This is a genomic window from Agrilactobacillus fermenti, assembly GCF_047943045.1.
GTDB lineage: Bacteria > Bacillota > Bacilli > Lactobacillales > Lactobacillaceae > Agrilactobacillus > Agrilactobacillus fermenti.
The window spans coordinates 2,216,572-2,230,024 of sequence record NZ_CP181347.1; the positions used below are offsets into that span (position 1 = coordinate 2,216,572).

Below are 13,453 nucleotides of genomic sequence, written 5' to 3' on the forward strand. Positions count from 1 at the left end.
AATTCAATAAACAATATCGCAATACTGTTTTCATAAACATCACTTTAGCTATATCTGTTGCGTAAGCAAGAAAAAAGAGGGTTTGTTGATGAGTCATAAACAAGATCTTCGTGTCATTCGTACACGTAAGTTAATCGTTGAAGCATTTCAAAAGCTCGTTCGTACAGAAGGCTTCGAACAAATCACCGTTCAGGAAATCGCCGATGAAGCGATGATCAATCGAGCTACCTTTTACGCGCATTTCAAGGACAAGCAAGACCTCTATCATTATATTTTTGCCAATGCCCTGACTTCAATCAAGGAAGTCCTTAGTGCAGATATTTGGACAAAAGATCGCAAGGTCGCCTTGACCTCAGTGGATAAAATGCTAGCCCAATTTTTCACCCTTGTACAAGAAAACCACGACTTCTTCAAATCATTAGTTAACACGACAAACGTCAGTATTCTAAAAAATACTTTGCAAGAACTGCTAAAGCATCAATATGCAGAAATCTTTGATAAGCTGCGGATCAAACAGGGACAAACATTGATTCCAACAAGTTTCATCATCGCTTACATGACGGCGATTTTCATCAGTAACGTCCAGTGGTGGCTTAACACCGATAGCAATTTTTCACCCGAACATATGGCACATCTAACCATTCAATTGATTGCCAACGGTCATCTAACTGTATTAGGTATTGAAGTGGTCGACAATAATAGCTAATTTATCAAATGCTTGTTATTTATTGCACATTATTTAATAAGGTACAATTAAATGATACTCTAATTAGCCTAAATTGCTGAGTTTGAGATTAAGTGAAATCATTTTGAACCCTTTTTAAAATTAAGTTATTCATAACTAAATAACGGGCGAAAACAAAATGTTGAATTTGTTTTCGCCCGTTATTTTATTTTTAAGAACCTTGTTCATCCTTAGCAATCGTCGCATCAACGCCCTTGATCACGCTCGTAATCAAGCCATGTTCTTCCATAGCTAATAGCCCAGCAATTGTTGTGCCACCAGGTGATGAAACTTGATCGATCAAATCAAATGGCGATTGATCAGCATCAAGGACCATTTGAGCACTACCCAATGTGGCTTGCGCTGCAATCTCAGTTGCTTGAGCCTTAGACAACCCATATTTAACACCAGCACGTGCCAAACTGTCGATAAATAAGTAGATAAACGCTGGTGAACTACCGGCTAAGGCTACAAAAACACTAAACTTATCTTCTGGCAGTATCATCACTGCCCCTAATTTTTCAAAAACACCTCGGATAGTTGCCCGTGCCTCAGGTAAACTCGCTGTATTCCCTTGCATAGCCGTCATACCTTGATTGATTGCAACATTAACGTTTGGCATCAGCCGCACAATCGGCACCATATCCACCCCGAGTGCTGTTTGCAGTTGGGCAACCGTAATACCTGTTAAGACCGATGCTATTATCTTTTTTGTCGTAATGGCAGGTTTAATTTCAGTGAGAATTGATTGGTACAGACTTGGTTCAACCGCTAAAATAATTAGATCAGCTGTCTGCGCAAGGCTTAGGTTATCTTTGGCCGCAATTACCCCATTTGCTTGCGCAAAAGCTTCATAGTGAGCTTGATGGGCACTATGAACAACAATATCCCGCTCTGAATAACCCGCATGCAATAAGCCTTGAATCATAGCACTAGCCATATGTCCAACACCAATAAAACCAATTTTCATCATTATTAATCCTCACTTTCTAAATTTGCTTTAAGTCAGTGGATATAAAAATAGCCGAAACAAAGCGATTACTTTGTCCCGACTACTATCCGCGTCCAATAATATATCTAATCATAATTTATCTATTACTATCAATGGGAAGAAGTTAGTATCAGTCAAAACCTTAATTAAACCACCCGTCGAACACGGTAGATTGGGTTAGCTGGATTCGAACCAGCGCATGACGGAGTCAAAGTCCGTTGCCTTACCGCTTGGCTATAACCCAATGATATGGAGGAGAGTGGATTCGAACCACCGAACCCGAAGGAGCGGATTTACAGTCCGCCGCGTTTAGCCACTTCGCTACTCCTCCATAGGATTACTATGTAACCCGACTTAAATATAATACTAAAATCTAACCAAAATTGCAATATCAAATTTTAATAATTTGAAGCGTTTGTTGCCATTCAGTCATAAAATCTTTACCGACCCATTCGTGCATTCGTTTCAGTCCATAGCCCACTGGTGCACTATAATAAGTCGTATTATGAATTAGCCTTGGCTTATGTCGCACATGTAGATGGCCGAACATCACATGTTCAATTTGAAAAGCTTCAATAAGGGCGCCAAGATGTTGACTACCTAGTAAAGGATTGACCATGTTCCAATAAGGTCGATCTAAACTATAAAATATATACTCAGCTCGTGGTACAAAATGTGTTATAAAAATAATTTTTTTCTGAGCAGCGCGTGCGGCTAAGAATTGCGTATAAACCTGATTCAGAATCGTTTGCATCATTGCTAAATCATCGCCAAGACCGGTAATGCCGCCATCGATCCAATAGGCATTCCGCCATTGAATGTAAGCCTTGAGCGGTTTTGGGTCAAAATCACGGCCAAAGGTATAATCATACCAACCGTTATTGCCGATAATTCGATAATTTGTATCTGGAATATCAATAACTTTTTGATGCAAGTAGACCGGATCGATTGGCGTCTGTAAAGTTGGATAATCAGTCCCATTGACCATATCATGATTTCCCGCGATAAAGTAAACCTTCAATTTCCCATTAGCTTGCTGATTCATTGAACGTACGAAAGCCAAAGATTTTTGAAAATCATTGAACAGATCACCAGCTATCAGATAATAATCAAATTGATTTTCTAATAAATAAGCTAATTGCTGTGATAAAGTTTCCGCAGCATCTAAATGATTGACATCAATGTGATTATCACTGCTCATTGCAATCTTCACCATCGCGCACACCCTCAACTTTACAATTTGAGCCTATTTCACGCCTTGCATCAGGTCTCGAATCTTAGGTACAATCGTAAATAATAGAATCCCAAATACGATCGTAATACCACCGACAACACCAAAATATACACCTTGCGTTTGCGGTGTGTAAAGTTTAACGATTTGCGCATTGATTGCTTGTGCCATGGCATCCCCCAAGAACCACATGCTCATCATTTGCGACTGAAATGCTTTCGGTGCTAATTTCGTTGTGGCAGACAAGCCAATCGGTGATATCAACATTTCAGCAATTTCCACAATGGCCCAACTCAAAACAAGCCATAATGGACTCACTAAATATTTTGTATCATGGGTTAGCGTGGGAATCATCATCACAATAAAGGATAAACCCGCAAATAAAAGACCATAGGCAAATTTAGACGGCGTTGATGGTTGTTTCCGTCCCAATTTTGTCCACAAAACGGCGAAGATTGGCGTATAAATAATAATGAAAAATGGATTTAAAGATTGAAACCATGAAGGCAAGATATGTTGTAAAAATCCAGGTAACCACTGAATTGAAGTATAATCCAACTGCGTTTGGTTAGCCGCAAACAATGCTAAGACAACGGAGCCTTGTTCTTCAATGGACCAAAATAAAACACTAGCAATAAACAGCGGAATGTATGCCCAAATACGGGAACGTTCAACTTTAGTTGTCTTTTTGCTCGAAAGCATCATGATAAAGTATGCAATTGGCAAAATAACACCTAAAATACTGAAGACTAAAACGATATTATTGATATTTAACTGACCAATAATTGCTAAACTACCAAACACCAAAATGGCTAGTACAAACCATAATGCAAGATTACGAAGAATCTTAGGTTTTTCAGCAGCTGTGATTGGATCCGTTGGATGTAAAGAAGCTTCGCTTAGATACTCTTTACCGCTAAAGTAGTATTGCAACAAGCCAAAGAACATGCCAATAGCCGCGATAGAGAAGCCTAGGTGGAAGTTGACACTCTGTCCAACTGTTCCAACGATCCATGGTGCCAATAAGGATCCAAGGTTGATACCCATTACGAAAATACTAAAACCGGCATCACGTCGAACGTCATTTTCAGTGTAAAGTGTGCCGACCATTTCTGACACATTTGGCTTCAATAATCCGGTCCCAATTGTGATCAACCCAATTGATAAAAATAAGGTTGGTGCCCCAAATGGTAAAGCCAAGGCTATATGCCCTAACATAATTAAGACCCCGCCCCAGAAAACAGTACGACGACTACCCAAAATACGGTCAGCCACAAAACCGCCGATAACTGAAGTCAAGTAAACTAGAGAACCATAAATAGCCATTATTGAAGAGGCCGTCGTTTGGCTAAAACCTAAGCCGCCTTTTTCAACAGCAGAGTACATATAGTACAGTAAAATTGCGCGCATACCATAATAACTAAATCTTTCCCAAAATTCAGTCATGAACAACGTCGACAACCCCCAAGGCTGCCCAAGGAATGTTTTCTCCTTTTTTTCCAAAATAATACCTTCAATCTAATATTAATATAATTTTGACGAATGAACGCTGAGTAAACAGCAAAGGCGAGCCCCAAAGCCGAATAATCGGAATTGGTCTCGCCTTATACTTAATACTGCTATTTTTCATTCGAATGCCGGCTGCAGGACTTGAACCTGTGACCCTCGGTTTACGATACCGATGCTCTACCAGCTGAGCTAAGCCGGCGAATGACCCGTACGGGATTTGAACCCATGTTACCGCCGTGAAAGGGCGGTGTCTTAACCACTTGACCAACGGGTCTAATATTAATATTAAAATTAATACTAAAAAAACGGCCTCCCAGCCGTCAACAACTCCGGTTGTCAGACTCGAACTGACGACATCTTGATTAACAGTCAAGCGCTCTACCAACTGAGCTAAACCGGAATAAAGTGCGGCGACTTCCTAACCTCGCAGGCGGTTGCCCGCCAACTACTTTCGGCGTTAAGAAGCTTAACTTCTGTGTTCGGCATGGGAACAGGTGTTGCCTTCTTGCTATCGCCACCGCACTTCTCCTGAGCACTTCGTGCCCTCAAAACCACATATCATGTCTTCTTTACCCTTGAATCTTCTGCTTGCCGTTCTTTTGGTCAAGTCCTCGACCGATTAGTATCAGTCCGCTCCATACTTCGCAGCACTTCCACGCCTGACCTATCGACCTGATCATCTCTCAGGGTCTTACTTCATTAACTGAATGGGAAATCTCATCTCGAGGGGGCTTCACACTTAGATGCTTTCAGCGTTTATCCCGTCCATACATAGCTACCCAGCTCTGCGCCTGGCGGCACAACTGGTACACCAGCGGTATGTCCACCCCGGTCCTCTCGTACTAAGGGCAGCGCCTCTCAAATTTCCTACGCCCGCGACGGATAGGGACCGAACTGTCTCACGACGTTCTGAACCCAGCTCGCGTACCGCTTTAATGGGCGAACAGCCCAACCCTTGGGACCGACTACAGCCCCAGGATGCGATGAGCCGACATCGAGGTGCCAAACCTCCCGTCGATGTGGACTCTTGGGGAGATAAGCCTGTTATCCCCAGGGTAGCTTTTATCCGTTGAGCGATGGCCCTTCCATACGGAACCACCGGATCACTAAGCCCGACTTTCGTCCCTGCTCGACCTGTCTGTCTCGCAGTCAAGCTCCCTTCTACCTTTACACTCTGCGAATGATTTCCAACCATTCTGAGGGAACCTTTGGGCGCCTCCGTTACCTTTTAGGAGGCGACCGCCCCAGTCAAACTGCCCACCTGACACTGTCTCCCGCCACGCTTAGTGGCGCGGGTTAGAGTGTTCATACAGCAAGGGTAGTATCCGACCAATGCCTCCTTCGAACTAGCGTTCCGAGCTCTACGGCTCCTACCTATCCTGTACATGCTGTACCAACACGCAATATCAAGCTACAGTAAAGCTCCATGGGGTCTTCCGTCCTGTCGCGGGTAACCCGCATCTTCACGGGTAGTATAATTTCACCGAGTCTCTCGTTGAGACAGTGCCCAAATCATTACGCCTTTCGTGCGGGTCGGAACTTACCCGACAAGGAATTTCGCTACCTTAGGACCGTTATAGTTACGGCCGCCGTTTACTGGGCTTCAATCTCAGCTTCGCTGACGCTAACTGATCCTCTTGACCTTCCAGCACCGGGCAGGCGTCAGCCCTGATACGTCATCTTTCGATTTAGCAGAGACCTGTGTTTTTGATAAACAGTTGTTTGGGCCTTTTCACTGCGGCTGACCTTGCGGTCAGCACCCTTCTCCCGAAGTTACGGGTCATTTTGCCGAGTTCCTTAACGAGAGTTCTCTCGCACACCTGAGGATACTCTCCTCGACTACCTGTGTCGGTTTGCGGTACGGGTGGTCTGCTTCTGGCTAGAAGCTTTTCTTGGCAGTGTGACCTCAGGAACTTCGCTACTTAAATTTCGCTCCCCATCACAACTTGTCGTTAGCACTAAGCATTTGACTCAGTCCCCGACTTGTTGCTTGGACATGCACATTCAGCGGCATGCTTTCCTTAGCCTCCTGCGTCCCTCCATCACTCATAACGGAGCAGACCAGTGCAGGAATCTCCACCTGCTTGTCATCGATTACGCCTTTCGGCCTCATCTTAGTTCCCGACTAACCCTGGGCGGACGAGCCTTCCCCAGGAAACCTTAGTCATACGGTGGACAGGATTCTCACCTGTCTTTCGCTACTCATACCGGCATTCTCACTTCTAAGCGCTCCACCAGTCCTCACGATCTGGCTTCTCCGCCCTTAGAACGCTCTCCTACCACGGACACCATCGGTGTCCATCCACAGTTTCGGTACTATGCTTAGCCCCGGTACATTTTCGGCGCAGGACCACTCGACTAGTGAGCTATTACGCACTCTTTGAATGGTGGCTGCTTCTGAGCCAACATCCTAGTTGTCTGCGCAGTTCCACATCCTTTTCCACTTAGCATAGATTTTGGGACCTTAACTGGTGATCTCGGCTGTTCCCCTTTCGACTACGGATCTTATCACTCGCAGTCTGACTCCTGATGATAGATCAGCGGCATTCGGAGTTTATCTGAATTCAGTAACCCAAGACGGGCCCCTGAGTCCAAACAGTGCTCTACCTTCGTGATCCTTACATCAAGGCTAGCCCTAAAGCTATTTCGGAGAGAACCAGCTATCTCCAAGTTCGTTTGGAATTTCACCGCTACCCACACCTCATCCCCGCACTTTTCAACGTACGTGGGTTCGGTCCTCCAGTGCGTTTTACCGCACCTTCAACCTGGACATGGGTAGGTCACTTGGTTTCGGGTCTACCTCTACTTACTCTTGCGCCCTATTCAGACTCGCTTTCGCTGCGGCTCCATCTTTTCTGATTTAACCACGCAAGCAAAGGTAACTCGCCGGTTCATTCTACAAAAGGCACGCCATCACGCGTTAACGCGCTCTGACTACTTGTAGGCACACGGTTTCAGGAACTATTTCACTCCCCTTCCGGGGTGCTTTTCACCTTTCCCTCACGGTACTGGTTCACTATCGGTCACTAGGGAGTATTTAGCCTTGGGAGATGGTCCTCCCAGATTCCGACCAGATTTCACGTGTCTGGCCGTACTCAGGATCCTGAACGGAGGCAGTGGCCTTTGGCCTAAGGGGCTCTCACCCGCTCTGGCTGACCTTCCCAGGTCATTCGGCTAAGCCGCCGCTTGGTAACTCCAATGTTCAGTCCTACAACCCCAGGATGCAAGCATCCTGGTTTGGGCTCTTCCCCTTTCGCTCGCCGCTACTCAGGGAATCGAGTTTCTTTCTCTTCCTGCAACTACTGAGATGTTTCAGTTCATCGCGTCTGCCTGCCGCCAGCTATGAATTCACTGACGGCCAACTATCGATCAGGATAGTCAGGTTCCCCCATTCGGAAATCTCCGGATCAAAGCTTACTTACAGCTCCCCGAAGCATATCGGTGTTAGTCCCGTCCTTCATCGGCTCCTAGTGCCAAGGCATTCACCGTGCGCCCTTGTTAACTTGACCTAGCACGTCGTGCTGGTCGTTCGGCAATTTAATACACAGTTGATTCTCGGTTATTAGAATATTTCATGATATGTGGTTTTCAAGGAACGAAGTGTTTGAGAGTAGACCTCTCAAAACTAAACAAAGTTTCGACATGTGCAGACTTTCCGTAATTTTTCCTTAGAAAGGAGGTGATCCAGCCGCAGGTTCTCCTACGGCTACCTTGTTACGACTTCACCCTAATCATCTGTCCCGCCTTAGACGGCTGGCTCCTAAAAGGTTACCGACCGGCTTTGGGTGTTACAGACTCTCATGGTGTGACGGGCGGTGTGTACAAGGCCCGGGAACGTATTCACCGCGGCGTGCTGATCCGCGATTACTAGCGATTCCAGCTTCATGCAGGCGAGTTGCAGCCTGCAATCCGAACTGAGAATGGTTTTAAGAGATTAGCATGACCTCGCGGTCTAGCAACTCGTTGTACCATCCATTGTAGCACGTGTGTAGCCCAGGTCATAAGGGGCATGATGATTTGACGTCATCCCCACCTTCCTCCGGTTTGTCACCGGCAGTCTGACTAGAGTGCCCAACTGAATGCTGGCAACTAATCATAAGGGTTGCGCTCGTTGCGGGACTTAACCCAACATCTCACGACACGAGCTGACGACAACCATGCACCACCTGTCACTTTGTCCCCGAAGGGAACATCTGATCTCTCAGACTGACAAAGGATGTCAAGACCTGGTAAGGTTCTTCGCGTTGCTTCGAATTAAACCACATGCTCCACCGCTTGTGCGGGCCCCCGTCAATTCCTTTGAGTTTCAACCTTGCGGTCGTACTCCCCAGGCGGAATGCTTAATGCGTTAGCTGCAGCACTGAAGGGCGGAAACCCTCCAACACTTAGCATTCATCGTTTACGGCGTGGACTACCAGGGTATCTAATCCTGTTTGCTACCCACGCTTTCGAGCCTCAGCGTCAGTTACAGACCAGAGAGCCGCCTTCGCCACTGGTGTTCTTCCATATATCTACGCATTTCACCGCTACACATGGAGTTCCACTCTCCTCTTCTGCACTCAAGTCTCCCAGTTTCCGATGCACTTCTTCGGTTGAGCCGAAGGCTTTCACATCAGACTTAAAAGACCGCCTGCGCTCGCTTTACGCCCAATAAATCCGGACAACGCTTGCCACCTACGTATTACCGCGGCTGCTGGCACGTAGTTAGCCGTGGCTTTCTGATCGAATACCGTCACAGGGTAAACAGTTACTCTTACCCTCGTTCTTCTTCGATAACAGAGTTTTACGAGCCGAAACCCTTCTTCACTCACGCGGCGTTGCTCCATCAGACTTTCGTCCATTGTGGAAGATTCCCTACTGCTGCCTCCCGTAGGAGTTTGGGCCGTGTCTCAGTCCCAATGTGGCCGATCACCCTCTCAGGTCGGCTACGTATCATTGCTTTGGTGAGCCGTTACCTCACCAACTGGCTAATACGCCGCGGGCCCATCCTAGAGTGATAGCCGAAACCATCTTTCAAACCAAAAACAATCGTTTCTGGTTGTTATGCGGTATTAGCATCTGTTTCCAAATGTTATCCCCCCGCTCTAGGGTAGGTTGCCCACGTGTTACTCACCCGTCCGCCACTCGAAACTTCAGTTGAGTGCAAGCACTCGGTAGAAGTTTCTCGTTCGACTTGCATGTATTAGGCACGCCGCCAGCGTTCGTCCTGAGCCAGGATCAAACTCTCAACTAAAGTTCAAGTTTGTGACTCATTATTATTTGTTGCTAGCGAATTGACTTCGCAAATGTTTGTTAGACCAAAAGGTCTAGCCTGCACATTTGATTATCGAAACTTTGTTCAGTTTTCAAAGGTCTACCTTGTTGAACAGCTTAATCAGTATAACACGTTATGAATAAATTTGCAAGCACTTTGTATATTTATTCTGTGAAGCGTTATGCCTTATCGCAACTGCAAGAACTACTATACCAGCGAAGCAAGCAAGTGTCAAGAAATTATCAAAAAAACTTTTTGTGTTGGGAATGGCATACAAATACAACACTTACATCAATAATGTTTGTGTTTTTAACCCCCAAGGGAATATTCATCCTTTATACATTCCCTAACTCATTATATTAACGAACATTATTTTGGCATCTTCTACTTTTCAAGTGTCATTCAGAGTAAATTTAATTAAAAAAAGTCTGAATTTGCTATAATTTAACTAGTTATATAAGGAGGCATAGTCATGTCAGAACTTAATCTTATCGAAGCATTTTTAAGTGAGCATCATTTAGACTTAATGGATTACTCCGCTGCAACACAAGAAGAAATCCAACAAAAACTGTCCTTATTCGAGATCCCAGGCAATATTGAGCGACTATCTGCGCGCTTTCTCAGTGAGACGGCACTGCTGTTACAACTTGATTTAAAATCAGCATTTCTTACCCTACATCAATTTGAAGCGACAGCCTATTTAGCTAAGAAAATTAATTATCACAATCGAATTAATGATTTACCACTTCAAGAAACAATTCAGCACGAAGCCACGCATTTGGTTACTGGATTAAAAAAACACCAACAGACTCAATTATTGTTAGATCTCTATCCTTTTGTTTATACAGAGCTTGAAGCGGGGCATTACCATAATTTACGCGTCAAGCTTGCGACACTTTACGATGCAGCTAATCTACCTCAGCCAATTCTTTACGAGGACACATTTAAAATCAACAAAAATGAGTACATCAATATCTGGATCTTACTTCTTATGACAATCATCAAACAAATCAATTAGTCAAAAGCCAACAAAAAATGACCCGGCCGATATTCCAAATCAGGAAAGGCTAGGTCATTTTAATTTCTTTAATAATTAGCTTCTTTTTGCAACTGTAACTCTCTTAAAATGCCATACAAACGGCCATAAACATCACTCGATGGACTACGAGGCCAAATCATGACAGCGGCACTTTCCGGTAAATCATCTGGCAAGCTCACGTGATCTGATGCAACCACTAAATCTGTATTTTGCAAGTCATCCGATGTATTTAGTATCTTTACAAAAGCTAGCGTTTTGATCATCTGTTCCAACCGACTGTTCTCAAAAAAGCTTGGTCGTAATTGAATATAAACGTTAACCATGTTCTTAGACTTATACAATGTTAATACTGGCTGCAAAACACCATAAAAAGCAGGTAAAATTTGCCGAAAGTACGGTTTGAACTTACTATATTTTTGATCCATCGCTAAATGTGCGAACGTGTTACTCAAACTACGATAGAGCGGCGTTGTCTCAATACCAGTTTGATCCAAAACATTTTGATCATCCGTATTAAATAGAAACATATTACTATTGTTAAAAGCCAACACACCAATCAAAATAGCCATCAGATTCGCCTTGATCACTTTGATATCTACCGATGTCTTAGACAGCGCGTCATGTTCATCTAAAGGCAAGCTATTCAGAAAATCAGCAACAAACTCAGAAATATCTTCGTTATAGTAGGTCAATTTTTGGAGAAAATTCTCAACCATAACCTTATTTGTTTCCGAATATACGGGTACCAAATTATAAACTAAGAACAACCCACCAGTCTCATTCATAAGTTCGGCATCACTTAAATCTTGTAAGTGATCTGTCCGGGTCTCTGCAAACTCCCGCACCAGATTTGGGTAAGCATAGTGCAGAATGTTCTGGGTTGCATTGAAGTCAATTAGATAATGATGCTTCATTCGTTGAAAACTTACGACCATGAAAATCGACAGCAATGTATTGACATTCGTACTAAACGATGAAATATCAAAGCTATGTCGCACTTCATCAACCGCTTCAAGGGCTTCTACGCGGGCAGCATCACTAAAGGGCCAACGATAGGCACCACATGCGCGCCAATATAGGCTCGTAATCGCAATTCGAATCGCCAACTCACTCTGCCCAACAAAACCCATTGGTTCATAAGTCATCCGAATGCCACGATCTTTAAGAAATGCGCGCATCGATTTTAAATGTCGCAATACAGTGGCCTTACTGCTGCCAAGATTAGCATAGAATTCTTTAAACGAGGTTTCTTTATCCTGTACGATTGCATCAATGAAACGATAAGGATAAGATTGTGCTGTCAAAAACGCATAATAAGCGCCAGCTTCAACGCTAAATAATTCTTCTAAATTAGCATTCTCCGTCCCCAACAAGTTATTTAAATCACTGATTAAACCCATGTAAGTATTGTACACACTACCATAGCTACGTCCCAGTAATTCAGCAACTTGCTTGATATTGATATCGGTGATTTTTTGCCCGTGCTGTTGAAAACAGCCAATCAATTGCTCTGGTGAAACTTCTTTTTGCTTCATTTCCAAGATACTCAAAAATAAATTATACTTTTCCATCTCGGAGAATGATAAAAATAGGTCATCAACCTTGCGCATGGTTAATCTCCCCCTGCGCCTGTTTGTGTCTTTACTAAACAGGCTATTAAGAATTTGTAACTTCCCCATCAAGTTGCCAAAAAGATAATGTCATTATCTCATATCAATGTTAACATATTTTTTATTATACATACTAAAAAAATTAAGTACAAACTCAAAACCCGCTATCTACTTTAATAATCGCACTAATTGGTCGTTTTTTCAAAGGATATTACCTAAAAATAAAAACAAAAAAAGATATAACGATTTGAGTGAAATCATTATATCATTTATTTGAAATAATATTACTGGATTCATCATTTCGGCGTGCGTTTGCCCGAGCAAAAACTGCTGCCAAACTCATTTCATCATCAAGATAAGCAAACATCACGATAGCCATTATCTCCAGTCTGGTAAAACAACTATGCGTCATATTACGCTTTTGCAGCCACGAACCAAATCTCAACAAAAAATCCTCTAATTGAAGATCTAATTGTTCTAAAAAGAAGCGCAGCTCTTGAATCTCATAGCTTGGATACTTTTGCGGTAATTGCCACCCATGTATCCCTTCATAGCCTGAAGATGGCTCACTTAATTCATGATAAAATACCGCCTGCAAGGTTTCTAAAGCAGCATCATATTTACCTAAATGTTGTAATAATTTGATTTTATGTTTTTGCAGCAGCAAGGCTGTCAGCATATCGGTACGTTGTTGTGCTTGCTGCACACCATGATCCAACAAACTCAAGATCCACTCCCAGGGTTTCCCTTCTGGGTGACGCCGACAAATACGTGCCATGTGCTTCAGATCTACGACGCCAGGGATAAAGTTTTCGTGAACTAAGCGGTAGTGCCGATACCCAGCTACCCACCGCTGTCCTTTTGGCGTCAACTGGCAAACCTTTGTCTGAGTTAGCTCTTGTGCTGTGCCATCTGTTGTGACAGTTGGTTCATCACCAAACCTTAGATAGTGCAAACGCTGAGCAAAATTCACGTAAAACGTAAAATTTATCCGATACCGATCCCACCAGTACCGTTGCTCAGCCGCCGCTGTGAATTCTTGCTGATCGATCAACACCAAAAATAAGCGGAACTTATTTGGTAGTTGCACCATTT

General features: G+C 43.8%; 7 protein-coding genes, 5 tRNA genes and 3 rRNA genes. 2 read left to right on the forward strand and 13 right to left on the reverse strand.

What is annotated here, in order from left to right; all coding sequences use genetic code 11:
- Window positions 1-88 precede the first annotated feature (88 nt).
- Window positions 89-706 (forward strand): TetR/AcrR family transcriptional regulator, encoded by a 618-nt coding sequence (locus ACNAN0_RS11040; RefSeq protein WP_230912335.1) that lies wholly within the window; start codon window positions 89-91, stop codon window positions 704-706.
- Between the two features lie 190 nt (window positions 707-896).
- On the opposite strand, the gene proC is transcribed toward ACNAN0_RS11040, so the two are convergent.
- The 11 genes from proC to ACNAN0_RS11095 form a co-directional block, all read right to left on the reverse strand.
- Window positions 897-1,694 (reverse strand): pyrroline-5-carboxylate reductase, encoded by a 798-nt coding sequence (gene proC, locus ACNAN0_RS11045; RefSeq protein WP_416354195.1) that lies wholly within the window; start codon window positions 1,692-1,694, stop codon window positions 897-899.
- Between the two features lie 193 nt (window positions 1,695-1,887).
- Window positions 1,888-1,959, reverse strand: a tRNA-Gln gene (locus ACNAN0_RS11050).
- Window positions 1,960-1,965: 6 nt separating this feature from the next.
- A tRNA-Tyr gene (locus tag ACNAN0_RS11055) sits at window positions 1,966-2,046 on the reverse strand.
- Window positions 2,047-2,106: 60 nt separating this feature from the next.
- On the reverse strand, window positions 2,107-2,931 hold the full coding sequence (locus ACNAN0_RS11060) for a metallophosphoesterase (protein ID WP_230912334.1): 825 nt from the start codon (window positions 2,929-2,931) through the stop codon (window positions 2,107-2,109).
- Between the two features lie 30 nt (window positions 2,932-2,961).
- Entirely contained in the window at window positions 2,962-4,392 is a 1,431-nt protein-coding gene (locus tag ACNAN0_RS11065) for a peptide MFS transporter (RefSeq protein WP_230912333.1), read from the reverse strand.
- A 189-nt stretch (window positions 4,393-4,581) separates the two neighbouring features.
- Window positions 4,582-4,654: transfer RNA gene (locus ACNAN0_RS11070), tRNA-Thr, on the reverse strand.
- 3 nt (window positions 4,655-4,657) lie between these two features.
- Window positions 4,658-4,729, reverse strand: a tRNA-Glu gene (locus tag ACNAN0_RS11075).
- Between the two features lie 53 nt (window positions 4,730-4,782).
- A tRNA-Asn gene (locus tag ACNAN0_RS11080) sits at window positions 4,783-4,855 on the reverse strand.
- Window positions 4,856-4,860: 5 nt separating this feature from the next.
- Window positions 4,861-4,977, reverse strand: a 5S ribosomal RNA gene (gene rrf, locus ACNAN0_RS11085).
- A gap of 77 nt (window positions 4,978-5,054) precedes the next feature.
- Window positions 5,055-7,964: ribosomal RNA gene (locus tag ACNAN0_RS11090) — 23S ribosomal RNA — on the reverse strand.
- Window positions 7,965-8,127: 163 nt separating this feature from the next.
- Window positions 8,128-9,688, reverse strand: a 16S ribosomal RNA gene (locus ACNAN0_RS11095).
- The 16S, 23S and 5S rRNA genes sit together here with 3 tRNA genes alongside, the layout of an rRNA operon.
- 493 nt (window positions 9,689-10,181) lie before the next feature.
- On the opposite strand from ACNAN0_RS11095, the gene ACNAN0_RS11100 reads away from it, so the two are divergent.
- The gene (locus tag ACNAN0_RS11100) at window positions 10,182-10,727 is read left to right on the forward strand and encodes a hypothetical protein (protein WP_416353308.1); all 546 of its coding nucleotides are present in this window, start codon (window positions 10,182-10,184) and stop codon (window positions 10,725-10,727) included.
- Window positions 10,728-10,795: 68 nt separating this feature from the next.
- Here ACNAN0_RS11100 and ACNAN0_RS11105 read toward each other — a convergent pair whose 3' ends face one another.
- Together ACNAN0_RS11105 and ACNAN0_RS11110 are read right to left on the reverse strand one after the other, a co-directional pair.
- Window positions 10,796-12,358: a helix-turn-helix domain-containing protein gene (locus ACNAN0_RS11105; protein ID WP_230914738.1), complete on the reverse strand. Its 1,563-nt coding sequence runs from the start codon at window positions 12,356-12,358 to the stop codon at window positions 10,796-10,798.
- A 265-nt stretch (window positions 12,359-12,623) separates the two neighbouring features.
- The gene (locus ACNAN0_RS11110) at window positions 12,624-13,451 is read right to left on the reverse strand and encodes a hypothetical protein (protein ID WP_416353309.1); all 828 of its coding nucleotides are present in this window, start codon (window positions 13,449-13,451) and stop codon (window positions 12,624-12,626) included.
- Window positions 13,452-13,453 lie beyond the last annotated feature (2 nt).